Genomic DNA, 24933 nt, shown 5'->3' with positions numbered 1-24933 from the left:
TAACCCTGCCTCCTTCCCATCATGACCACTACTCCTTACTCCACGCTGTCGGCGCTGTCGCCTCTGGACGGCCGCTACGCCGGTAAAACCGACCTGCTGCGTCCCATCCTGTCCGAATCGGGCTTCATGCACCACCGCGTCAAAGTAGAAATCTCCTGGCTGCAAGCGTTGTCGCTGGCCGGTTTCGCTGAAATCAAGCCGTTCTCGGCCGCGGGCACCGCCCTGCTGGACAAGATCGCCAACGAGTTCACCGAACAGGACGCCGCCCGCATCAAGGAAATCGAAGCCGTCACCAACCACGACGTCAAGGCTGTGGAGTACTGGTTGAAGGAGCAGGTCAAGGACGTGCCGGAGCTGGTGGCCGCGTCGGAGTTCATCCACTTCGCCTGCACCTCGGAAGACATCAACAACACCTCGCACGGCATGATGCTCAAGGCGGCCCGCGACAGCGTCATGCTGCCGTCGCTGAACAAGGTCATCGCCCGCCTGAAGGAAATCGCCATCGACAACGCCGACGTGCCGATGCTCTCGCGCACCCACGGCCAGACCGCCAGCCCGACCACCCTGGGCAAGGAAATGGCCAACGTCGTGGCCCGCCTGCAGCGCGCCATCAAGCGCATCGAACAAGTCGAGATCCTGGGCAAGATGAACGGCGCGGTCGGCAACTACAACGCCCACCTGTCGGCTTATCCATCGTTCGACTGGGCTTCGTTCTCCAAGAACGTCATCGAGCAGCGCCTGGGCCTGGTGTTCAATCCGTACACCATCCAGATCGAGCCGCACGACTACATGGCCGAGCTGTTCGACGCCTTCGCCCGCGTCAACACCATCCTGCTGGACCTGAACCGCGACATCTGGAGCTACGTCTCGCTGGGCTACTTCAAGCAGAAGACCAAGGCCGGCGAGATCGGCTCGTCGACGATGCCGCACAAGGTCAACCCGATCGACTTCGAAAACTCCGAGGGCAACCTGGGCCTGGCCAACGCCGTGCTCAAGCACCTGTCCGAGAAGCTGCCGGTCTCGCGCATGCAGCGCGACCTGACCGATTCGACCGTGCTGCGCAACATCGGCGTCGGCCTGGGCTACACCTTGCTGGCCTACGACAGCTGCCTGCGCGGCCTGAACAAGCTGGAAGTGAACCACACCCGCCTGGCCGCCGACCTGGACGCCAACTGGGAAGTGCTGGCCGAGCCGGTGCAGACCGTGATGCGCCGCTACGGCATCGAGAATCCGTACGAGCAGCTGAAAGAGCTGACGCGCGGCAAAGGCATCTCGAAGGACGCGCTGCGCGACTTCATCACCGGCCTGGCGATTCCGCAGGACGCCAAGGACCTGCTGCTGGCCATGACCCCGGCCAACTACATCGGCATCGCGACGGCTCTGGCTAAAGCCATCTAAGCAAACCAGCCAAACTGTTTTACACTAGCCCCCGCCGACCATAGTCCCGGGGGCTTTTTTTCGCCTGTCCAGCGCGCATCGCATTTCTTTGGTATATTAGTCCTAACACGTACTATTTTCTGGAGTTCAAGCTTATGCAACGCTACACCAAAACGGCCATGTTGCTGCACTGGCTGACCGCCCTGCTGATCATCGCCGCCTTCTTCCTCGGCCTGACCATGGTGGACATCCACGGCATCACGCCGACCAAGCTCAAGTACTACTCCTGGCACAAATGGCTGGGTGTGACGGTGCTGGGCGTGGCCGCCATCCGCCTGCTGTGGCGCAAGGCCAATACCCCGCCGCCGCCGCTGGCCAGCATCCCTGCGTGGCAGCACAAGGTGGCCGACGGCATGCACTACCTGCTGTACTTCTTCATCTTCGCCGTGCCCATTTCCGGCTACCTGTACTCGTACGCGGCCGGCGTGCCGGTGGTGTACCTGGGCCTGTTCCAGCTGCCGGCCGTCATCGAGCCGAACGCCGAGCTTAAGCCGATCTTAAAAACCGTTCACTATGTTCTGACCATGACGATGGCCGCCGCCGTCGTGGCGCACGCGCTCGCCGCACTCAAGCATCACTTCATCGACCGCGACGCCACGCTCAAACGCATGCTGCCGTAATCCCCACCCACATCACCGGAGCTTCTATGAAAACCATGAAAAAACTCGCCCTCGTCTCGATGATGGGTATCGCCCTGGCCGCCAGCGCCGCCGCGCTGAAGACCGATCCGTCCAAGTCCACCGTATCGGCCGTGTTCAAGCAAATGAACGTGCCGGTCGAATCCAAGTTCAAGAAGTACACCGTCGCCATCGACTACGACGCGGCCAAGCCGGACGCCTCCAAGGCCACCGTCGAAGTCGAGACCGCCAGCCTGGACGTCGGCGACGCCGACATGAACAAGGAAGTGGCGAAGAAGGAATGGTTCAACTCGGCCCAGTTCCCGAAAGCGACCTTCGTCTCGACCGCGATCAAGAGCACCGGCGCGGGCAAGCTCAACGTCACCGGCAAGCTGACCATCAAGGGCAAGACCGCCGACATCAGCTTCCCGCTGACGGTCAAGGCCGACGGCGGCAAGCAAGTGTTTGAAGGCGCGCTGCCGATCAAACGCCTGGCCTACAACATCGGCGAAGGCGAATGGAAAGACACCGGCATGGTGGCCGATGAAGTAACCATCAAGTTCCACGTCGTAGCCCAATAAATTCGGAGACCGTTAAATGAAACTGCAAATCCTGATCGCCACCTTGCTGGCCGCCTCGGCCACGTCCGCCATCGCCGCCACCTACAACATCGACCCGACGCACACCTACCCGAGCTTCGAAGCCGACCACATGGGCCTGTCGGTCTGGCGCGGCAAGTTCGACAAGACCAGCGGCACCGTGACGATGGACCGCGCCGCCAAGACCGGCGCGCTGGACATCGCCATCGCCGCCGACTCGATCGACTTCGGCATGGACAAGATGAACAGCCACGCCAAGACGGCCGACATGTTCAACGTCGAGAAATTCCCGACCATCACCTACAAGAGCAAGTCGTTCAAGTTCGAGGGTGACAAGCTGGTCGGCGTGGATGGCGAGCTGACCTTGCTGGGCGTGACCAAGCCGGTGGCGCTGAAGGTGGACAAGTTCAACTGCATCATGCACCCGCGCTACAAGCGCGAAGTATGCGGCGCCAACGCCGTGGCCGAGTTCAAGCGCACCGATTTCGGCCTGAACTACGGCACCCCTGCCTTCGCCCCGGAGGTCAAGCTGGCGATCCAAATCGAAGCCATCAAGGCCGATTAACTTTCGTAAACTTTGGGGTCAAGTCTGACATTCGGACACGAGCTCTGCCGTAGTGCGCGCACTACGGCAGAGCTCGTGTCCGAATGTCAGACTTGACCCCAATTTTTGTTGCTATACTCGCGTCGTTGTTCCCTTTCCCATCACTTCAACAACGACAAAAATGCATAAATCACTGATCGCGCTCGCCATCCTGAGCACCGCAGCCCACGCCGATGAAGGCATGTGGATGCCGCAACAGCTGCCACAAGTAGCCAAGCAACTGAAGGCCGCCGGCCTGAAACTCGACCCCGCCAACCTTACCAAACTGACCGAGTTCCCAATGGGCGCCATCGTCAGCCTGGGCGGCTGCTCGGCCTCCTTCGTGTCGCCGCAAGGCCTGGTCGCCACCAACCACCACTGCGTCTACGGCAGCGTGGCGCACAACTCCACGCCGGAACGCGACCTGCTGGCCAATGGCTTCCTGGCCCACAGCTTCGCCGAGGAATTGCCGGCCGCCCCGGGCAGCCGCATCTTCGTGACCAAGGCCGTCACCAATGTCAGCAAGCAGGTGGTCACCGCCGATGTCGCCAAACTGAGCGGCAAGAAGCGCAGCGACGCCATCGAGAAGAACCAGAAGGCCATCCAGGCCGAGTGCGAAAAAGACGAAGGCCATCGCTGCACCGTGTCGTCCTACTACGGCGGCCTGGAGTACTACCTGATCAAGCAACTGGAGATCCGCGACGTGCGCCTGGTCCATGCGCCACCGGCCGGCGTCGGCAAGTTCGGCGGCGATACCGACAACTGGATGTGGCCGCGCCACACCGGCGACTACGGCTTCTACCGCGCCTACGTCAGCAAGGACGGCAAGGCCGCCGACTTCAGCAAGGACAACGTCCCCTACATTCCGCAACACTACCTGAAGCTGGCCAAGGAAGGCGTGAAGGAAGGCGACTTCGTCATGGTGCTGGGCTACCCCGGCCGCACCAACCGCCACCGCCTGCCGTCGGAAGTGGCCTACACCTTCGACTGGAGCTACCCGGCCTTCGTCAAGACCTCGGCGGAAAACCTGGCCATCATCGCCGACGCCACCAAGGACAACAAGGACACCGCGCTGAAATACGCGTCGCAGGTCGCCGGCATCAACAACTACTACAAGAACCGCCAGGGCATGCTGGACTCCTACGCCGGCAGCGATATGCTGCAGCGTAAAACCGCCGAGCACGAGGCGCTGAAGACCTGGATCAACGCCACGCCTGCCCGCAAGGCCGAATACGCCGGCGACATCGAGCTGGTGGAAAAGCTGATCGCCCAGCGCGACGCCGAAACCAAGCGCGACTACTTCCTGGCCTCGTCCAAGCCGCGCCTGCTCAACACCGCGCGCATGCTGTACCGCCTGGCCAACGAGAACACCAAGCCCGACGCCGAACGCAAGTCCGGCTACCAGGTCCGCGACGTGCCGCGCATCAAATCGTCGGTCGCCGCGCTGGTGCGCAACTACGACGAGAAGGTCGACAAGGCGCTGGTGATCAACAGCCTGTCGAAGTACGCGGCCCAGCCGGCGGCCCAGCGCAACGCCAGCTTCGACGCCATCTTCGGCATCAAGGACGGCATGGGCAAGGCTGACCTGCAAGCCGTGCTGGACGCGATGTACGCCGGCAGCAAGCTGGGCGACGCCGCCGAGCGCACCAGCTGGATCGGCAAGACCCCGGCCGAGTTCAAGGCCAGCAACGACGCCTTCATCAAGACCGCCGTCGCCATGTACGACATGGACATGAAGGACGAGGCCGACGAGGAAGAACTGGGCGGCAAGCTGCAGCAAGCCTACGCCAACTACATGAAGGCCAAGATCGCCTTCATGCAGAGCAAGGGCCAGGCGGTCTACCCTGACGCAAACAGCACCCTGCGCGTGACATTCGGCCAGATCGCCGGCCGCGACCACGGCGCCGACGGCACCACGTGGAAGGCCTTCACCACGGTCGAAGGCGTGGCCGCCAAGGCCACCGGCGTGGGCGAGTTCAACGCACCGAAGGCCCAGCTGGCCGCGATCAAGGCCAAGGACTTCGGCAAGTACGTCGATCCGAAACTGAAGTCGGTGCCGGTCGCCTACCTGGCCACGCTGGACATCACCGGCGGCAACTCCGGCTCGGCCGCGCTGAACGCCAAGGGCGAGTGGATCGGCCTGGCCTTCGACGGCACGCTCGACTCCATCATCTCGGACTGGGACTTCAACAAGGCCAACACCCGCGACATCCAGGTCGACCTGCGCTACATCCTGTGGAACATGAAGCACGTCGACCACGCCGACAACCTGCTCAAGGAAATGCACGCGGAATAAGCCTTCCCGCGTCAACCACGAAACCACGCCCCGGCAACGCGGCGTGGTTTTTTTCATGGATCGGTTACATTAAGGACTTCCCACAACCGTCTTCAGGAGAAGTCATGGCCGCGAAAAAAGTCGCCGTAGTGATCGGCAGTCTGCGCAAGGATTCGCTCAACCGCAAGTTCGCCCACGAGCTGATCGCGCTGGCGCCGCCGTCGTTGCAGCTGGAGATCGTCGAGATCGGCGAACTGCCGCTGTACAACCAGGACCTGGAGGAGAACGGCGCCACCGCGCCGCAGACCTGGACCCACTTCCGCCAGCGCATGCAGGCCGCGCAGGCCGTGCTGTTCGTCACGCCGGAATACAACCGCTCGGTGCCGGCGCCGCTCAAGAACGCCATCGACGTCGGCTCCCGCCCCTACGGCAGCAGCATCTGGAGCGGCAAGCCGGCCGCCATCGTCAGCGTGTCGCCGGGCGCGACGGGCGGCTTCGGCTCCAACCACCACCTGCGCCAGTCCATGGTGTTCCTCGACATGCCGCTGCTGCAGCAGCCGGAAGCCTACATCGGCGGCGCCGCCAAGCTGCTCGGCGACGACGGCAAGTTGAACAACGACAGCACCCGCGAGTTCCTGCAAAAGTTCATGACCGCCTTCGCCGCCTGGGTAGACACCAACGCCAAGGCCTGATCAGCGCTTGATCGCCTTGAAGGCGTGGCCGGCCTCGGTCAGCGCGGCCGGCCTGACGGCGGCCCCGGCCGCCGCCGGCGCCGCGCGTTGCAGCGCCAGCAGCAGCGGCGCATTGCGGTCGGGCAGCAGCGCCAGGTCCGCGCCCGGCAGGCGTTGGGCCAGCACGCCCGCCGCGTCCGCGCCCACGGGCTCGCAACTGACGTACAGCCGGTACGACGACCAGCTGTTGCCCACCTCCAGCATGAAGCCCGCCACGTTCACCGAACCCGGCGGACCGGGCAGCGCCGTCACGCGCAGCCGCGTCTTGCCCTTGCGCAGATGCAGCGAGTCCCAGGTCTGCATCGGATAGAACTGCGGCGGCCGCAGCACCGACTTGGCCGACGCCAGCCCGGCGGCCACCGGCTCCACCACGATCACCGGCAGCTTGCCCAGCGACGCCAGCGGCGCCACCCCGCCGTAGTGGCCGGCGCTGGCCGGCGTCACCAGCAGCAGGTCGGCCGTCGGCCACTGGCGCGCCGCCTCGGCGCTATAGGCGTCGGCATCGGCGCCCACGGTCAGGATGGTCAGCCCCTGGAAGCGGATCATCGCCAGGCCCTTGCCCGCCAGCTGCACCCGCCCCGGCGCGGTCGGCGCCGCCTGCGCCGCCCCGTCCAGCTCGATCACATAGCGCGGCCCGATCTGCGCCAGCCCCACCCTGCACCCCAGCGCCAGCAGCGCCACCACGATCACCGCGCGCCATCCGTAACGGTTGCCCATCGCTTCCTCCCGGCCAAGTTCCAGTTCTCCAGTAGACCACCAGCCGCATAAGGTTCTCTTGAAGCAACTCAATACGCGCGCAGGACCGGGCTGGCGCCGCTCAAAAATCGGGCACGAATGATACAATTCCGCCCTCGGCAGCGCGCTGCAATGCTTACCAAGCGCGGCGTGCCCTCCCCCCAACTCCCTCTGAGATCCAGACTGCCATGCACCCAGACATGCCCACGCCTTACGAAAAAGGCAATCAAAACCAGACCACCCTGTGGAGCGAGTGCATCGCCTTCTACCAGGAGCTGGCGCAACGCTTCCCGCAGGTACTGCGTTTCGAGCAGATCGGCACGTCCGACGGCGGCATCCCGGTGCATGCGGGGGTGGTCAGCGCGGACGGCGTGTTCGACCGCGCGCAAATCAAGGCCGAAGGCCGCACCGTCTTCTTCAACAACAACGGCATCCACCCCGGCGAACCCGAAGGCGTGGACGCCTGCATGGCCATCGTGCGCGACCTGTGCTTCGATCCGGCCCGCCTCGCCGCGCTGGGCAAGACCGTGCTGCTGTTCGTCCCGCTGTACAACGTCGACGGCGCGCTCAACCGCGCCAACACCTCGCGCGTCAACCAGGACGGCCCGGAGCAGTTCGGCTTCCGTGGCAACAGCCGCCACCTGGACCTCAACCGCGACTTCATCAAGTGCGACACGCTCAACGCGCAGCTGTTCAACCAGCTCGTCACCAGCTGGGACCCGGACGTGATGGTAGACACCCACACCTCCAACGGCGCCGACTACCCGTACACGATGACGCTGATCCACACGCAGGCGGACAAGCTGGGCTACGGCCTCGGCCCCTTCCTACGCGAGACCATGCTGCCGCACATCTACGCGCAGATGGAAGCGAAAGGCTGGCCGACCTGCCCCTACGTCAACCCGGTGCAGGACACGCCGGACGACGGCATCGCCGAATTCCTGGAGGTGCCGCGCTTCTCGACCGGCTTCGCGGCGCTGCATCACGTGATCGGCTTCATGCCCGAGACGCACATGCTCAAGCCCTTCAAGGACCGCTACGAATCGATGCGCGCGCTGCTGGACGTGACGATGGTCTTCACCGTCACCCACGGTGAGCAAATCCAGAAGCTGCGCGCCGACGCGCACGAGCAGGCCGCCAACGCCAAGGAATGGACCGTGAACTGGAAGATGGACGAGGCGAACCCGTCGACCTTCCGCTTCAAGGGCTACGCGGCCAAGCGCAGTCCAAGCCTGCTGGGCGACTACATCCGCCTGTCCTACGATCGCAGCCAGCCATGGGAAAAGGACATCGCCTACTACAACAGCTTCGTGCCGTCGGCCACCGTGCGCGCGCCGAAAGGCTACGTGGTTCCGCAAGCCTGGCGCGAAGTCATCGAGCGCCTGCAATGGAACGGCGTGGAGATGGCGCGCTTCGACGAAGCCTCCACCTTCGAGGCGCAGTACTACCACATCGCCGCCGTCACCTCGCGCCCGAACGCCTACGAAGGCCATATGTACCACGACGTGGTGGAACTGGAAGCGCGCACCGGCAGCTTCACCGTGCAGCCGGGCGACTACTTCATCCCGCTCAAGCAGGCCAACGCCCGCTACGCCGTCGAGACGCTGGAACCGCAAGGCCACGACTCATTCTTCCGCTGGGGTTTCTTCAACAGCGTGCTGGAGAAAAAAGAAGCCTACTCCGACTACGTGTTCGAAGACCTGGCGATGGAGATGCTGGAAACCGAGCCTGAACTGAAGGCGAAATTCGAACAATGGAAGGCCGCCAATCCGGCGCTGCTGACCAGCCAGGACAAGGTCCTCGGCTTCATCTTCGAAAACGGCAAGCGCCACGCGGAGCCGGAATGGCGCCGCTACCCGGTGCTGTCCGTCCTCTAAAAAAATACCGCAACAACCAGCATCACCCCATGCGCGCGGCGGCGATCCCGCCCGCGCGCATGCTAGCTGCCCACAAGGCCATAGCCATGCATTACGCACTGAACCTGCGCACCTTTTTCTACAGCCATTACTTTTACCTGGGCCTGCGCTTCGCTGCGGGCCTGGTCGGCGTCACCCTGATCACGCTGCAATTCGCCGACCTGGCCACCGCCATGACGGTGTGCATCGGCGCGCTCTGCACCGCGCTGATGGACATGCCCAGCCCCCTGCGCCACAAGTTCAACGAGATGAGCGCCTCGGTCCTGCTGTGCAGCGCCGTCACGCTGTTGATCAGCCTATGCGCGCCGGTGCACTGGCTGCTGATGACGATGCTGGTGGCGATCAGCTTCCTGGCCTGCATGATGGTCGTCTATGGCAAGAAGTCGATGCCGCTGCAATTGGCCACGCTGTTCATCATGACCATGTCGATGGAACACGACATGACGGTGCGCCAGTCCTTCATCCACACCGGCCTGTTCACGCTGGGCGCGGTGGCCTACCTGGCCTACGCGATGGGCATCTCGTGGATACTGCGCCACCGCATCAAGCAGCAGGTGCTGGCCGAGGCGCTGTTCGAACTGGCGGCCTACATCGACATCAAGGCCGACTTCTACGACACGCGCTACAACCTCACCGAACAATTCAACAAACTGGTACGCCACCAAAGCCTGCTGGCCGACCGCCAGCAAGCCTCGCGCGACCTGATACTGCGCAGCCACCAGAACAGCAAGGACGCCATCGTCGTGCAGACCCACGTCTGCATGCTGGACCTGTATGAGCTGGTGCTGTCCACCCACACCGACTACGCGCAGCTACGCGTGCACCTGGCCGATTCGCCGGTGCTCAAGACGCTGCACGACCTGGCCTACAAGGCGGCGCGCGATATCGAATCGGTGGCCTACGACGTCACGCGCAAGAAGGCCTCCTACCCGGAGATCAGCTACGAGCCGGAACTGGCCGCCATCGAGGCGGAGCTGGCGGCGCTGCAGCGGCGCGTGGACGAGGACAAGCCGGCTCACGAAGCGCTGGCCGTGCTGCGCGCGCAGCGCAACAAGGTGCGCGCCATCATCAAGATGATCGGAGAGCTGCACCAGGCCAGCCAGAAGGCCTACGACACCACGCCGTTCTGGGTCGACGCCGACATGGGTCCCTTCTTGTCGCAGCAGAAGTACGAGCTGCGCATGATCCTGTCGCACCTGCGTTTCGATTCGCCGATCTTCCGCTTCTCGCTGCGGGTGGCGATGGCGATCTCGGTCGGCCTGGCGGTGGCCTCGTGGCTGCCGTATGCGGCGCACAGCTACTGGATCGTGCTCACCATCGTCATCATCCTCAAGCCCAGCTTCAGCATGACCAAGCAGCGCCGCAGCGACCGCATCGTCGGCACCATCATCGGTTGCGTTATCACGGCGCTGATCATCAAGTACCTGAACTATCCGGCCGCGATCCTGGGCTTCCTGATCTTATCGACGGTGGCCACGCCGACCTTCATCTATGTGCGCTATCGCTACGCGGCCATCGCGGTCAGCATCATGATCCTGCTGCAGATGCACCTGATCGCGCCGGGCAACCACGACCTGATCGTCGAGCGTTTGATCGACACCTTCATCGGCGCTGCGGTGGCGACCGCGTTCAGCTTCGTGCTGGCCACCTGGGAATACCAGACCCTCCCCCGCCTGATCCGCGAAGTGCTGGACGTGAACCTGCGCTACATGGAGGCCAGCTTCGATCTGTTGCAGGGCAAAGGCAAAGACGATTTCGCGTATCGCATCGAGCGTAAGCGCCTGATGGACAGCCTGGCCGCGCTCAGCTCCGCGCTGGTGCGTATGCTCGACGAGCCAACCAGCAAGCAGCGCGCGGTGGAGGACATCAACCTGTTCATCGTGCAGAACTACCTGCTGGTGGCGCACGTGGCCGCGCTGCGCGCCATCCTGCGCCGCCACGTGAAGGAGCTGCCGACGGAGCCGGTCAACGCCATGCTGCGCGAGAGCCACGAGCAGGTCATGCACACGCTGGCGCAGGCGTTGGCGCCGCAAGCCGCAGGCGCTACGGCTGCTGCGGCGGCCACTGCGCCCGTCGCTGCACTCGCCTCCGCGCCAGCCATCGCGCCGGTCGCCGGCGAAGGTGCCGCCATGCCGTGGTCCGGCTGGCCGCTGGTGCAACGGCGCATCCGCCTGCTGCAGGCGGACGCCCTCAAGATCATCGTCCACAGCGAAGCCATCGTCCGCAACGTGGCCTGATCCGGCCCAGCGCCAGCAGCCCTGGCGCAGGCCTGTTAAGATGAAGGGATGAGCGCCACCTCCCCGTCTTCCTTCAGCACCCGCGACCTGATCTCCGCCCTGTTCGTAGTCCTCATCTGGGGCACCAACTTCGTCGCGATGAAGGTCGGCCTCCGCCACCTCACACCGTTCCAAATGGGCGCCGCCCGCTACGTGTTCGCCGTGCTGCCGCTGATCCTGTTCATCCGCCCGCCCAAGCTGCCGGCGAAATGGATCATCGCCTACGGCTTGTGCCAGGGCGTCGGCCAATTCGGCCTGCTGTTCCTGTCGCTGCGGATCGGCATGTCGGCCGCGCTGGCCTCCGTGATCCTGCAAACGCAAGTCTTCTTCACCGCCTTCTTTGGTTTCGCGCTGCTGCACGAACGCGCCAGCCGCCAACTGCAAGCGGGCCTGCTGCTGGCCGCCGTGGGCCTGGTGTGCTTCGGCATGAACTACGTGCAGCCCGGCCACGCGGGCGGCACCACCGCCGGCGGCTTCGTGCTATGCCTGGCCGCCGCCGCGATGTGGGCGGCGTCGAACATCGTCGTGCGCCGCACGCAGCAGGCCACGCCGCAGTTCGATGTGGTGGGATTCATGGTCTGGTGCAGCCTGGTGCCGATACTGCCGTTCGTCGGCCTGTCGCTGGCCTTCGACGATCCGGCCACGCGCTGGAGCTGGACCAGCGCGCCATTGGACACGTGGATCTCGGCGGCCTACCTGGGCTGGATGGCGACCATCCTCGGCTACGCCATGTGGACACGCTTGCTGAAGCGCCATCCGGTCAACCGCGTGGCGCCGTTCAGCCTTGGCGTGCCGGTGGTTGGGATCAGCGCCGGCATGATCGCGCTGGGCGACGTCATCACCGGCTGGCAGTGGGCCGGCATCGCGCTGATCGTCGCCTCACTGATCTGCACCATGTTCGGCGGACGCTGGCTGGGCCGGCGCAGCTAATCAGGCGAAGCAAACCCGGTTGCGGCCCGTCTGCTTGGCGCGGTACAGCAGCGCGTCGGCCTTTTGCAGCATCGCTTCCGCCGTGCCTGCGGCCAGGTCGGCGTACACGCCCATGCTCATCGTGACCTTCAGGTCGGGATGCACCTCGTGCCACGGGAAGCCTTCGATCAGGTTGCGCAGCTTGTCGCACAGCGCGGCGGCTTGCGGCAGCTCGGTCTCCGGGAAGGCGATCACGAATTCCTCGCCGCCGTAGCGCGCCACCAGATCGCTCAGGCGCATATGGCTGCGCAGGATCTCGCCCACCTGGCGCAGCACCGCGTCGCCGGTGGCGTGCGAGAACTGGTCGTTGATGCGCTTGAAGAAATCGATATCGCCGATCACCACGCTCAATGGCCGCTTGTGGCGCACCGCATGGCTGAACAGCGTGGTCGCATGCTCGTCGAAGTGGCGGCGGTTGTGCAGCTTGGTCAGCGCGTCGCGCACACTCAGTTCGCGCATCTGCTCGGCCTGCGCCAGAATGGTCTGGTGCGATTCCTTCAGCTCCTCGTGCGAACGGGCCAATTGCTCGCTCATGTCGTTGAAGGCACTCGCCAGCGCCGCCACTTCATCCTTGCCCTCCACCGGCACCCGCTGCAGCAGCGAGCCGCCGTGCATGGCGCGCACCGCGCCGGTCAGGTGACTGAGCTTGCGGCTCAGGCCCCGGCTTAACAGTACGCCCAGCAGCACCGCCAGCGCCGCCGCAGCGGTCACGCCGGCCAGCAGCGCCTCGCGCATCGCGTCTATGTACTGCATTTCCTGTTTGCTGGGCGTGAACACCCCTTCCGGCGAAATGTAGGCGGCCACGCGGCCGTTCACCATGACGGCTCGCGCATCCTTGCGGGCCGACTCGGGCAGCAGCTCACCGTGCCGGTACGCGCCGCCGCCCAGCAGCACGCGGTAATCCTGATCGGCCGCGATGAAATGATACGGCGGCTCACCACCGCGTCGCGGCGGCGGCGGACGGTCGTCGCCGCGCGGAGATTCATCGCCCTGCGGCGGCCCTTGGCGCTCCTCTCCCTGCGGCGGGCCCGGGTGATCGTCACCTTGCCGTGCCCCCGGGCGCTCGCCCCCCTGCGGCGGCCCCGGACGCTCCTCGCCATCCTGCCCGGGCGGTGGCGGACGGTTGCCCTGCGCACCCCGCCGGCTGTGCATGAACTCATCAAAGGCCTCTTGGCCGCCGGCGGCCTGCCAGCTGCCGTACTTTTGCAAGTAAGCGCTCATGCCCTCGTAAAAGGTATCGGCGGCGTGCTGGCGGCGGATCACATCCACCTTCTTGGTCATGCCCACGTAGGCCAGGCCGCCCACCATTGCCACCGCCGCCAATCCGGTCAGCAGCAAAGCCAGCATGAATTTCGTGCGCAGGGACATCGGAGCTCCGTCAAATTATTGCCAGTTGGACAGTAATGATACCTGATGGACGCCCCGCCGTAAAAAATCCAGGCTTAAAAAGTTACTCTTAAGAACGCATTCTTCATAGGGAAACTCGTCAGTTATATAAAATATTTATGGCTAGTATCACAAATCAAAAGTTTGCTTATTACTGAAAGACGCGCATACTGCACTGCAACAAACAAACATTTAAAGGAGCTTGCCATGAGCGCATCGAACAACCTGACTTACACCGACTTCGCCACCCCTGGCTATGCCAGCAATGTTGCCGCCGCAGCGCGCCAGCTGGTTGCCGCACTGTTCGCCGTCAAGCCACGTCCAGCCGTTGTGGCGGACGAAGTTGTCTCGCCGCGCCAGAAGGCATCCTCCGCCGCCTGGCTGAACAGCATGGCCAATGACTGCGAACGTCATTCCCCTAGCCTGTCCGCCGAACTGCGCTTCCTGGCGTCGCGCGGCTAATTGAACCGAATTTAACTTCCTGGAGATCACCATGCTGACCATCATCGAAAACCTGCCTGCCGCCATCGCCCTGTCGGGCCTCGTACTGCGCCTCTACCTGGGCGCCAACCCAGGCAAAGACGAAGCATAAGCTGCCACACCAAAGTAAAAAGCCCCGGCAACGCGCAAGCGCCCGGGGCTTTTTTAACGTCGCGACGCTTTACGCGGCGTGATTCAATCGCGAATTGCGCATGCCGTACAGGAAGTAGGTCAGCACCGCCGCGCTCATCCAGATGACGAAGATGGTGTAGGTCGTCATCGACAGGCCGAACATCAGGTACAGGCAGGCGGCGATGCTCAGGCCCGGCACCACGTACGGGCCGAACGGCACACGGAAACCTTTGGTGCCCTTGCCGTTTTCCTTCCTGCGCATCACGGGCACCGCCAGCGACACCACGATGAAGGCCGTCAGCGTACCCATGCTGACCATATCCCACAGGAAGGTCGCGTCCACGAAACCGGCCACCAGGCCGACCACGACGCAGACGATCAGCGTGTTATGCACCGGCGACGCCGTGCGCGGGTTCACCTTCTGGAACGACTTGGAAATCAGGCCATCCTTCGAGATCGCGTACAGGATGCGGGTCTGGCCGTAGATCGTCACCAGCGTCACGCTGAACACCGAGATCACGGCGCCCGCCGCCAGCACCAGCGCCGGCCAGGTCTTGCCGGTGACGTTCTGCAGGATCACGGCCAGGCCGGCTTCCTGCCCGGCGAACTTGTAGGCCGGCTGCGCGCCCATCGCGGCCACGGCCACCAGCAGATAGAACAAGGTCACGATGCCCAGCGCCGACAGGATGCCGATCGGCACGTTGCGCTTCGGATCGCGCACTTCCTCGCCGGCGGTGGCCACGGTGTCCAGTCCGATGAAGGAGAAGAACACGGTGGCGGCGGCGGCCGTCACGCCGGTCATGCCGGTGATGTGGACGCCGTTGTCCGGGCTGAAAAATGGGTGGAAATTGTTTATATCAAATCCCGAGAACGCGATCGCGACGAAGAAGACCAGGATCGCCAGCTTGATCATCACCATGATGGCGTTGGTGGTGGCCGATTCCTTGGTGCCGCGTATCAGCAGCAGGCAGCACAGGCCGACCAGCAGCACCGGCGGCAGGTTGATATGCCCGGCGTGGATCTCCATGCCCTTGGGCGTGGACACGATCATCGGCGAGCGCAGCGCCTCGGGGATGTGCCAGCCGAAGGCGTTGTTGAGGAAGTTGTTCAGGTAGTCGGACCAGCCGATCGCCGTGGCGCTGGCCGCCAGCCCATATTCGAGCAGCAGGCAGGCCGCCATGATGAAGGCCAGGAACTCGCCGACGGTGGCGTACGCGAACGAGTACGACGAGCCGGACGCCGGAATGCGGAACGACAGCTCGGCGTAGCACAACGCGGTCAGGCCGGCGGTGATGGCGGCGAACAGGAAGGACAGGATCACGGAGGGCCCGGCTTTTGGCACGGCCTCCACCATCGTGAAGAAGATACCGGTGCCGATCGTGGCGCCGACACCAATCATCGTCAAGGGGAACAAGCCTATGGAGCGGTGCAGGCTGTTGCTACTGGTAGGAGCAGGTTCTACTCGGTTATCGACCGGCTTGGTACGGGTCAGTTTCTGGACCAACGTTTGGTTCACAGGTAATCCTTGTGGGAGATATGTACGGGCAAAAAAACTAAGCGATTATAGGGCCTTCCGGCCCATCGCAATACAGTAATTTTGTGTTAGAAAAACAACTCAGACCCCAGGCGGGGTAAGGGCTCCGTTACAGTTGCTTACTTTTGATACAGCGGGATGTATAGATTGGAAATTGTTGTCAAGCTACTCTAGGCCTAAGTGTTACATCCAGCCAAGAAGGAGACCAATATGCCTATCCAAAAAATCCCTACCGTATCCCGGCGCATCCATCCTGCCGTCGCGGGCGCCGCCGTTGTTTTGCTGGGCCTGGCGGGCACCTTGGCGACCTGGCTGGTGCGCGGTTAAGCGTACGGCCCGAGGTAATCGCGCTTGCCGACCGGGACGCCCTGGTTGCGCAGGATGTCGTGGGCGGTGGCGATGTGGAAGAAGAAGTTCGGCAACGCGAACGTCAGCAAGTAATCGTCCCCTTTGAACTCCGGCTGGAACGAACCAAAATTAAGTTTGATCGCGCGCCCCTCGCTGCCGGCGAAGTCGCTTTCGGCGACGCTGTCCAGGTAGGCGATGGTGTCGGCGATCCGCTGCTGCAATTGCGCGAACGAGGTTTCGTTGTCTTCGAACTTGGGGGCTGGCACGCCGCTCAGGCGCTCCACCGACAATTTCGACGTATCGCTGGCGCGCTGCACTTGGGCCGACAGCGGCAGCATATCGTCCGCCAGCCGCGCGGAGATCAGAGCATCCGGCACCGAGCCATGCTGCTCGGCATAGGCTTCCGCCTTCTTCAGCAACTCCGACAACACCTTCAACCCACGCACAAACACGGGCACAGACACCCGATGCATCGATAACGACATCGCGAACTCCAAACGGTAAGGTAGAGATGGTGAGTGTAACGCAAGCCTACTCGACCCGCAGCACGCCCGGAACTTTAGTGGCTTTTCGATCAAAGGTCGCTGTGTGGGAGCACCCAGCTCGCTTGGCGACGCTGAAGATTAAGCAGTCTATAAAATCTGCCGACGACGTATTGCAAAGCCGAAGCGCACGTTCGATACCGAAAGTGAGTTAACGAGCGCTTTGGCTTGAGCAGATTGACGAGCGTCGTCCTGCATAAAATATCGCACCAGCACATTTGTATCCAGGCCTATCATTTGGACGCCAAAGCCGCACGCTTCGCCGCAATTTCGATCATCTCCTCGACTGAACAATCTAGATCCGGCTTAGGCAAAATGCCCTCCATCATCTTGGGAGACAAATTCATTGCAATCATGACGACCTGTCCGTCGCCAAACGGCAGAAACTCAATGCGGCCGCCATTCTCAAGGCCAAGCGCTTTCCGCACTGATCGCGGGACAGTTACCGTTCCGTCCGGGGCCAAAAAAGCGATTGTCATGATTTACTCCTCAATGCATATGCCCTTTACTCTAGGCGTATGCGCGGAAAAATCAAGAAGACGCAGCGCTGCCTTTGCGAGGCCTCAATTCCCTTCGAATCAGGCCAACTGGTCGACGTTGTTGCCGATTTTGCTGGCGTCGGAGGTTTTGTCGGGATGGGCGATGCTGTAGACCAGTTGCTCCTGCGCGGAGACCGTGCCGTCTTTGTTGGTGTCGGCCGCTTCGTAGGTTTTGCTGGAGCTGCCGGAGCTGCTGACGCCACCCGCACCGCCGCCACCACCCGCGCCGCGCGCGCCTTCCGCATGTTGGCCGCCTTGCGGGCCGCCGGAGCCGCCCGCTTCGCCACCGCCATTGGGGCGCGGTGGCGCGAAGGAGCCGCTCTTGATCGCGGTCTCCAGGTCGGACTGGGTGATCGAACCGGTCTTCTGCGTATCGATCGCATCGAACTGCTTGGTGGCGTCATCGGCCGACACGCCCTTCGACTCCAGCCCCGATACGAATTCGTCCTTGTTGACCTTACCGTCCTTGTCGGCATCCAGGTCCTTGAACACCTTGGCCGCGAAGCGCGCCGCCCCCTTTGCGGGATCGAAGGTGGTGGCCTGGGTGCTGCCGCTTGAAACGCCGCTGATTGCTGTCGTCATGTCGATTACTCCGTAGTTAAGGAATGCTATTCCTGTTAACGAAACAATCCGTGTAACTATGACCCCGCAAAGTGTAAAGCGGCGTAAAGATCAGGAAACGCGCACCACCATCAGCCCCGCGCGCAAGCCGACACGCACGTCCGGGTTGGGGAACACCACCAGCTCCTCGGGATGCTGGACGGTGTAGACGGTATCGCCATCACGCGCGATTTCCTCGCCCTGCTTGAGCGCCGTGAAGTTGTGCGTCTCTTTGCCGAACGCCATCTGGAACTTGTCGCTCAACTTGATGATCTGGCGCGCCGTGTTGAACACGTGCGGCTGCTGCTTGGCCTCACGCCTGGCCGCGCCGCGCAGCAGGTCATCGAGCGCCAAGGAAGCATCGGCAAACTGCGACAGATCGTTCTGCCCCAGCGTGCCGATACGCCCCAGCTCCACGGTGGTGCCGGCCGCCGCGTGATGCTCGGCCGAGTAGTAGCTGTACGTCCCCACCGAAGCGGGATTCATGATGACCGCGCCAATGCCGGCCAACCCGAGCCACTCGATCAACTCGCGGCGCGGCTGATCGGGAATCAGCTCCGGCACGATGGCGAAGGTCGGATACACCGACGGCCGTATCGCCGTATGCAGATCCAGATGCCAACGCACCGGCCCCGCTCCCTCGAAGAAGGCCGCAGTCGCGGCGATCATCACATCGGCGCGCGCCGCTTCGGCAGTGCCTTCCAGCGAACCGCGCTCCTTGCGGAACATGCGGTTCAAGTCGGCGTCGATGAAACGCTTGCCAGCCCTGATCGCGCCGATATTGCCAACGCAAAGCATCAGGTTCACCGCGAGCGAGGAAGCCTGCTGCGACAAGGCCTCCAGCAGATACGCCACCACTTCGATCGGTCCGGTCTCGTCGCCGTGCACGCCGACCGAAACCAGCACGCTCGGACGTTCACCTTCGGCCTTAATGGTCAGGATACCGTCGGCCGGCTGCGTCACCGCAAACCCGGCCGCCGAAAAGCGCTGCGCGACCACGCTGAAATCCGCTTCAGCCAGAGCGCGTACCGACTCCGGCAAAGCCTTGGGTAAATCGTCGCTCATTACACCACCAGCATCGTGTTACCGGAATTGGTCGCCTCGGACAAAGCCCAAACGTCCAGCATCGCCTGTTCCAGATCGGCCGACGCCGCATAGCCGGACAGGCCCAGCGTGTTGGCGACGACTTCCACCGCTTCCGCCGCCGTATGGCCGCCGGTCGCATGCTGCAGCACCTGCGACAGCAGGCGTTGCTGCGTGCGGCGCAGCGCGTTCTGCGCATAGCTGCGCAGCTGCTCCTGCGAACGGCTGGTGGCCGGCAGCTTCAGGCCGCGCTCCAGCATGTCGATGCCGACCTGCGCGCGCAGCGCCAGGCCAACCTGCAGGAACGCCGGCAGGTCCATGCCTTCGGGACGCGATACCGACAGCGCCGCGAACACAAACGCCGCCACCGCGTCGATCGCATCGACAGCCTTCCAGGCCTGGACGAATTCGGCGCGCAGGCCGGACGTGATGTCCGCATCCGACTGGCCGTCGGCTGGCGTCAACTGCGCCAGCGTCTCAGGCTTGGCGAACAGCTTGGTCAGCTCGGCCACGCCGGCGCGCAGCTGGTCGGCAGGCACCGACAGCGCGCCTTCGATCACCGACTTTTGCAGCACGCGGGTACGCGCATCGACCTTGATCGACACGGCACGCGGCACCTTCAGTGCATCCGCATCCAGCGTCGTGAAGACCGGCGCCAGGTTCAGCGCGGACCATGCCTGGCCCCACGCCAGGATCACTTCCGATTCGTCCACGCCGTGTTCGCCGGCCAGTTGGCGCAGCATCAGCGGACCGCAGCGGTTCACCGATTCGTTGGCCAGCACGGTCGCCAGGATGGCGTTGGCCAGCGGGTGCGCCAGCGCTGGGCGGGTTGCCACCAGCAGGTCCGGGAAGTACGGCTTCAGCACCGACTCGGCCCAGCTCAGGTCCGTCAGCGGCAGCGCCGACAGGATGCGCTTGTAGCGGTTCTTCACGTTGGCGATCACCACCGCCAGTTCCGGCGTCGTCAGGCCACGGCCGTCGGCCTTGCGGCGCGCCAGCTCGGCCACCGACGGCAGCTGCTCCAGTTCACGCGACAGCGCGCCCTCTTCTTCCAGCGACGCGATCAGCGCGGCGTAGCCGTCCTGCACCGCCGCGTCGACCTGCGCCTGCGCCTCGCGCACCAGCAACTGCGTTTGCAGCGTGTTGTCGCGCAGGACCAGGCGTTCGATGTCGGCGGTCATTTCGTTCAGCACGCGGTTGCGGTCTGCCTCGCTCAATTGGCCGGCGTTCATTTCCACGTCCAGCCACATCTTCGCGTTCACTTCATGGTCCGAGCAATCCACGCCGGCCGAGTTGTCGATCGCATCGGTGAAGATGCGGCCACCCGCCAGCGCGAACTCGATGCGGCCGGCCTGGGTCGCGCCCAAGTTGCCGCCTTCGGCCACGACCTTGCAGCGCAGCTGGTTGCCGTCCACGCGGATGTTGTCGTTGGCGCGGTCCTTGACCTGCGCGTGCGATTCGGTCGACGCCTTGATGTAGGTGCCGATGCCGCCGTTGTAGAACAGGTCCACAGGCGCCAGCAGGATGCGGTGCATCAGTTCCTCAGGCGGCAGCGAGGTTTCCTCGATGTCCAGCGTGGCGCGGATCTGCGGCGACAGCTCGATGCTGCGGGCGCTGCGCGGGAACACGCCGCCGCCGGCCGAGATCAGCTCCTTGTTGTAGTCATCCCACGAGGAGCGCGGCAGCGCGAACATGCGCTCGCGTTCGACGAAGGATTTTTCCATGTCCGGATTCGGATCGAGGAAGATGTGGCGGTGGTCGAATGCCGCCACGATTTTCAGTTTGCGCGACAGCAGCGCGCCGTTGCCGAACACGTCGCCCGACATGTCGCCCACGCCGACCATCGTCACCGGGGTGGCGTGGATGTCGTGGTCCATTTCGTAGAAGTGGCGCTTGACCGCTTCGAACGCGCCCTTGGCGGTGATGCCCATCTTCTTGTGGTCGTAGCCGTTCGAACCGCCCGACGCGAACGCGTCGCCCAGCCAGAAGCCGCGCTGCACGGCGATGCCGTTGGCGATGTCGGAGAAGGTCGCGGTGCCCTTGTCGGCGGCCACCACCAGGTACGGATCGTTGCCGTCGTAGCACACGGTATCGGCCGGCGAAACGATCTTGCCCAGCACGCGGTTGTCGGTCATTTCCAGCAGGCTGGCGATGAACAGGCGATACACTGCTTCGCCTTCGGCCGCGATGGTTTCACGCACGGCGTCCTTCGGCATCTGCTTGCAGACGAAGCCGCCCTTGGCGCCGGCCGGCACGATGACGGCGTTCTTCACCATCTGCGCCTTCACCAGGCCGAGGACTTCGGTGCGGTAATCTTCCATGCGGTCCGACCAGCGCAGGCCACCACGGGCGACCGGGCCGCCGCGCAGGTGCACGCCTTCGAAGCGGCGCGAGAACACGAAGATCTCGCGGAACGGACGCGGTTCCGGCACCAGCGACAGATTGCTGGTGTCGAACTTGAAGATGATCTTGTCGCCCTTTTGATTGTTCTGGAAGTAGTTGGTGCGCAGCGTGGCGGACATCAGGTCCGTCATCGCGCCCAGCACTTCCTCGCTGTCGGCGTGGTTGATCGCCGGCAGGCGGCTCTTGATGCCGGCCAGCGTGTCCAGCGCGGCGGCGCGGGTGGCGTCGTCCAGCGCGGGGTCGAAGCGCTGCAGGAAGGCGTCCACCAGCTGCTTGACCACCACCGGCTGCTTGCGCAGCGTCTCGGCGATGTAGCGCACCGAGAAGCGGCTGCCGGTCTGGCGCCAGTAGCTCATGTAGGCGCGTACCAACTGCACCTGGCGCACACTCAGGCCGCCCTCGATGACCAGGCCATTCAGGCGGCCATCTTCGGCTTCGTTGTTGAACAATGCGGTGAACAGCTCCTGCGCGACCGGCACGATTTCCGTCTTGGCCAGGTTGGCGCCGCTGGCGGCATCGACCGACAGGCTGGTGACGAAATGGCGCTTGCCGTCCACGCGCAGCGAGTGCGCCTGTTCGCGGTCGATCGCCACGCCGGCGTTATGCAGCGCCGGCAGGATGGTCGACAGCGACGGTACGCGGTCGACGGAGTACAAACGGATGGTGGTGGCATCGGCCACGGTATCCACGCGCACGTCCACGCGCGACGGATCGGTGTTGCGCAGGATGGTGCCCAGGTCGTGGAAGGCGGCTTCCGGCGCGGTGGCGGCGACGTAGTCGGTCGGCAGCGTCGCGCACATCTTGCGCAGGCTGGCGCGCAGCGGCACGTCGGCCACGGCGTCGGCCAGTGCGGAGAACTGGTCGTGCCAGCCGTCCAGCACCGACAACAGCGGCTGCTGGATATCGGTTTCCAGGTCCAGCGGATAGCGCGCGCCGTGGGCGATCAGGTACACGCGGGCCAGCGGGCCGTCCGCCACAAGCGTCTGCGAGCTGACATGCTGGGCGCCGGAGCTGGCTTGCAGCGCCTTGGCCAGCGACGAAGCGACGCTTGCGCTGTAACGCTCGCGCGGCAGGTAGACCAGCACGTTCAGGTGGCGCGCGTACACGTCGCGGCGGGCGAACACCTTGGTGCGCGGCTGCTTGTACAGCGACACCACGGCGCCGCACACTTCGGCCAGCCATTCAGGTTCCGCTTCCAGCGCTTCGGTGCGCGGCAGCGATTCCAGGATCTCGATGAATTTCTCGGCGCGGAAGCCTTCCTGGCGCACGCCGGCGATGCTCAGCACCTTGGCCACGCGGCCGCGTGCGAACGGCAGGCGGTTCAGCGGCGTCGCGGTGGCGGCGCGGGTGAACAGACCCACGAAGCAGTATTCGCCCAGGATCGCGCCTTGCGCGTCGGTGTGGCGGATGCCGATGAAGTCCAGTTGCTGGTCACGGTGCAGCGTGCCTTCCACGTCGGCCTTGACGATGGACAGCGTGTGCACGCGCTTGGACAGCGTGTCGAAGTCGCCGGGGATATTGGCCAGGCAGGTGCCGTAGACCGGATGCGCCGTATCCTGCAGCACGCCGATGCGGCTCGGGATATCGCGTTCCAGTTCGCGCGCGCCCGGTTTGACTTGATAGTAGGCGTAGCCGAACGGCTCGAAGCCCTCGGTCTTGGCCCACTCCAGGAAGGCGGCGACCTCCTTGCCTTCTTCGCCATGCGCCGAGGCTTCGGCGCCGATGCGGCTGAAGTGATCCAGCATCGCGGCTTTATCGCGGCGCACCACGGCGGCGTCGCGCGACACCATTTCCAGGCGCTCGGCCAGCATGCCGATCTCGGCGTCGGCCAGGTCTTCGGACAGCAGGCACATGACATAGGATTCAAGCTTGGCGCCACTCTGGCCGACGGCGGTGACCACGCCGTCCGCGTTGCGCGTGACCGGCAGCACCGAGTTCAGGACACCACTGACGCCCACGCGCAGCTTGCGCATCGCCATGACGATCGAATCGACCAGGTAAGGCATGTCGTCGTTCAGGACCAGCAGCGCGGTGGCCATGCCGCCGCGGCCATCCGCGTAGCGCAGCTTGGCGATCTGCGCGCCGGAGCCGGAGCGCTTGGAGGCTTGCGTGAAACCGTCCCACAACACCGGGGCGAGGCTGCCGGGGGCGGTGCCCGCCAGGTCTTCATCGTCCAGGGATCCGAGCCAGGCGCTGATCAGCGCTGCGACCTGGCCGCTGTCGCTGGCCGGCTTGCTGGCGTTGACCAAATCCAGCGTCTGTGCGCGCAGGTCTTGTGGCATTTGTTTCATCGTGCTTCTCCAATACGTTATGTGTATTTTATGTTGCAGGGCCGCGCCGGCTTGTGGCTGCGCGGCGGTGGTCAAGTGTAATTAAACACGAAATCGTCATATGGGGGCGAAAACATGTTTTACAAATCGTACAGCCCTGGCAGGCCCAGAATGCGGCTCAGGTCTTCCAGCGCGGTGTGCACCTCGATCGCCAGCGCCGGATCGGCCAGGTCGGACGGTTCCAGCCGGTCGCGGTAATGCTTCTCCACCCACGCCACCAGCGTGTGGTACAGCGCCTCGGTCATCACCACGCCTTGATGCATCGCAGCCGCTTCGGCATCGGTCAGCGCCACGCGCAGGCGCAGGCACGCGGGGCCGCCGCCGTTGCGCATCGACTGGCGCAGGTCGAAGTGAATCAGTTCGTCGACCGCGTTGCCGCTGGCGACCAGGCCTTGCAGATAGGCCGCGACGGCGGCGTTTTCCTCGCACTCCTGCGGGATCACCAGCGCCATCTTGCCGTTGTCCTTGCTCAGCAGCTGGCTGTTGAACAGATAGCTGTGCACCGCGTCGGCCACCGACACCTTGGCCGTATCGACGCGGATCGCGTTCAGCTCCGCGCCCACGCCGCCCATCGCGCGGCGCAGCTGCTCCAGCGCGCCCGCCTCGTCGGCGAAGGCCTGCTCGTGGTAGAACAGCACATTGCCGTTGCCGACCGCGATCACGTCGTTGTGGAACACGCCCTGGTCGATCACATCTGGATTCTGCTGGATGTAGACGGTGCGCTCGGCTGATAGGCCATGCAGGCGCGCCACGGCCTGCGATGCTTCCAGCGTCTGGCGGGCCGGGTATTTTTTAGGCGCCGGCGCCGAGGCGTCGAACTCGGTGCGGCCGTAGACGAACATCTCGACGGCGGCGCTGCCGTGGTCCTTGCACAGGCGCGTGTGGTTGGCCGCGCCTTCGTCGCCGAACGCCGGCGTGCCTGGCAGCGCGTCGTGCACGGCGAAGTGCTTCTCGTCCTTGAAGATGGCGCGCAGCGAGCGCGCCGACTGCGCGTGCTCGAAGGCGCGATGCAGCTTGTTATTCAGGTTGGCGGCGGTGAAGTGCGTGCGGCCGTCGGCGCTGTCGGCGGACGGGCTGACCGTGGCCGCGTTGGCGGTCCACATCGGCGAGGCCGAATAAGCGCACGCCAGGATCACCGGCGACTCGTTGGCGGCCTTGGCCAGCACCTCGGCATCGCTACCGGTGAAACCGATGCTGCGCAGCAGGCGGAAATTCGGACGGTCCTGCGGCGGCAGCAGCGCCTGGCCGAAGCCGCGCGCGGCCAGCGCGCGCATCTTGGCCAGCCCTTGCAGCGCCGCCAGCTTCGGATTCGAAGCGCTCTTGACGTTGCTGAACGAGGCCACATTGCCGAACGACAGACCGGCGTAGTTGTGCGATGGGCCTACCAGGCCGTCGAAGTTGAATTCGCGTGCGCGCAT

The 24933-nt window shown here is 64.1% G+C and carries 19 protein-coding genes; 10 read left to right on the top strand and 9 right to left on the bottom strand.

From position 1 onward, the window contains the following. Positions 1-21: 21 nt before the first annotated feature. From purB to HUX88_RS26695, 6 genes are all read left to right on the top strand, one after another. Entirely contained in the window at positions 22-1398 is a 1377-nt protein-coding gene (gene purB, locus HUX88_RS26720) for an adenylosuccinate lyase (protein WP_176363722.1), read from the top strand. Positions 1399-1532: 134 nt separating this feature from the next. Then, on the top strand, positions 1533-2057 hold the full coding sequence (locus tag HUX88_RS26715; RefSeq protein WP_117014158.1) for a cytochrome b: 525 nt from the start codon (positions 1533-1535) through the stop codon (positions 2055-2057). Positions 2058-2083: 26 nt separating this feature from the next. Next, positions 2084-2635, top strand: coding sequence for a YceI family protein (locus HUX88_RS26710; RefSeq protein ID WP_176363721.1), 552 nt, complete (start codon positions 2084-2086; stop codon positions 2633-2635). Between the two features lie 16 nt (positions 2636-2651). After that, positions 2652-3218 (top strand): YceI family protein, encoded by a 567-nt coding sequence (locus HUX88_RS26705; protein ID WP_117014160.1) that lies wholly within the window; start codon positions 2652-2654, stop codon positions 3216-3218. Between the two features lie 160 nt (positions 3219-3378). Then, positions 3379-5532, top strand: a complete 2154-nt coding sequence (locus HUX88_RS26700; protein ID WP_176363720.1) for a S46 family peptidase — start codon at positions 3379-3381, stop codon at positions 5530-5532. Between the two features lie 104 nt (positions 5533-5636). Next, complete coding sequence (locus tag HUX88_RS26695; protein WP_117014162.1) at positions 5637-6203, top strand: NADPH-dependent FMN reductase; 567 nt, start codon at positions 5637-5639, stop codon at positions 6201-6203. On the opposite strand, the gene HUX88_RS26690 is transcribed toward HUX88_RS26695, so the two are convergent. Then, the gene (locus HUX88_RS26690) at positions 6204-6959 is read right to left on the bottom strand and encodes a hypothetical protein (protein ID WP_176363719.1); all 756 of its coding nucleotides are present in this window, start codon (positions 6957-6959) and stop codon (positions 6204-6206) included. A gap of 206 nt (positions 6960-7165) precedes the next feature. Between HUX88_RS26690 and HUX88_RS26685 the strand changes: the two genes are divergently transcribed. The 3 genes from HUX88_RS26685 to HUX88_RS26675 all read left to right on the top strand — a co-directional run bounded on the left by HUX88_RS26685 (position 7166) and on the right by HUX88_RS26675 (position 12099). Continuing rightward, positions 7166-8854, top strand: a complete 1689-nt coding sequence (locus tag HUX88_RS26685; RefSeq protein WP_176363718.1) for a M14 family zinc carboxypeptidase — start codon at positions 7166-7168, stop codon at positions 8852-8854. 86 nt (positions 8855-8940) lie between these two features. Next, positions 8941-11130 carry an FUSC family membrane protein gene (locus HUX88_RS26680; protein WP_176363717.1) on the top strand — a complete coding sequence of 730 codons (2190 nt, stop codon included), beginning with the start codon at positions 8941-8943 and terminating at the stop codon, positions 11128-11130. A 48-nt stretch (positions 11131-11178) separates the two neighbouring features. Then, a complete protein-coding gene (locus tag HUX88_RS26675) occupies positions 11179-12099 on the top strand; it encodes an EamA family transporter (RefSeq protein ID WP_176363716.1) in 921 nt (306 codons plus the stop codon). Here HUX88_RS26675 and HUX88_RS26670 read toward each other — a convergent pair whose 3' ends face one another. Beyond that, the gene (locus HUX88_RS26670) at positions 12100-13506 is read right to left on the bottom strand and encodes a diguanylate cyclase (protein ID WP_176363715.1); all 1407 of its coding nucleotides are present in this window, start codon (positions 13504-13506) and stop codon (positions 12100-12102) included. It abuts the gene before it with no gap. A gap of 225 nt (positions 13507-13731) precedes the next feature. On the opposite strand from HUX88_RS26670, the gene HUX88_RS26665 reads away from it, so the two are divergent. Beyond that, on the top strand, positions 13732-13986 hold the full coding sequence (locus HUX88_RS26665; RefSeq protein WP_161090130.1) for a hypothetical protein: 255 nt from the start codon (positions 13732-13734) through the stop codon (positions 13984-13986). 199 nt (positions 13987-14185) lie between these two features. Here the strand turns inward: HUX88_RS26665 and HUX88_RS26660 are convergent, their stop codons facing one another. The 7 genes from HUX88_RS26660 to astB form a co-directional block, all read right to left on the bottom strand. Further along, on the bottom strand, positions 14186-15652 hold the full coding sequence (locus HUX88_RS26660; protein WP_176363714.1) for an amino acid permease: 1467 nt from the start codon (positions 15650-15652) through the stop codon (positions 14186-14188). Between the two features lie 341 nt (positions 15653-15993). Continuing rightward, on the bottom strand, positions 15994-16503 hold the full coding sequence (locus HUX88_RS26655) for a DUF1993 family protein (protein ID WP_176363713.1): 510 nt from the start codon (positions 16501-16503) through the stop codon (positions 15994-15996). A 290-nt stretch (positions 16504-16793) separates the two neighbouring features. Further along, complete coding sequence (locus HUX88_RS26650; protein ID WP_117014169.1) at positions 16794-17039, bottom strand: AbrB/MazE/SpoVT family DNA-binding domain-containing protein; 246 nt, start codon at positions 17037-17039, stop codon at positions 16794-16796. Positions 17040-17138: 99 nt separating this feature from the next. After that, a complete protein-coding gene (locus HUX88_RS26645; RefSeq protein WP_117014170.1) occupies positions 17139-17681 on the bottom strand; it encodes an EF-hand domain-containing protein in 543 nt (180 codons plus the stop codon). A gap of 90 nt (positions 17682-17771) precedes the next feature. Next, positions 17772-18764, bottom strand: coding sequence for a succinylglutamate desuccinylase (locus tag HUX88_RS26640; RefSeq protein WP_117014171.1), 993 nt, complete (start codon positions 18762-18764; stop codon positions 17772-17774). After that, positions 18764-23476 carry an NAD-glutamate dehydrogenase domain-containing protein gene (locus tag HUX88_RS26635; RefSeq protein ID WP_176363712.1) on the bottom strand — a complete coding sequence of 1571 codons (4713 nt, stop codon included), beginning with the start codon at positions 23474-23476 and terminating at the stop codon, positions 18764-18766. The genes HUX88_RS26640 and HUX88_RS26635 overlap by 1 nt, the downstream gene beginning before the upstream one ends. Positions 23477-23595: 119 nt before the next feature. Further along, complete coding sequence (gene astB / locus HUX88_RS26630) at positions 23596-24933, bottom strand: N-succinylarginine dihydrolase (RefSeq protein ID WP_176363711.1); 1338 nt, start codon at positions 24931-24933, stop codon at positions 23596-23598.

The organism is Duganella sp. BJB1802 (genome assembly GCF_013369445.1).
Lineage (GTDB): Bacteria > Pseudomonadota > Gammaproteobacteria > Burkholderiales > Burkholderiaceae_D > Rugamonas > Rugamonas vulcania_A.
This window is presented reverse-complemented; position numbering and strand designations above follow the sequence as displayed.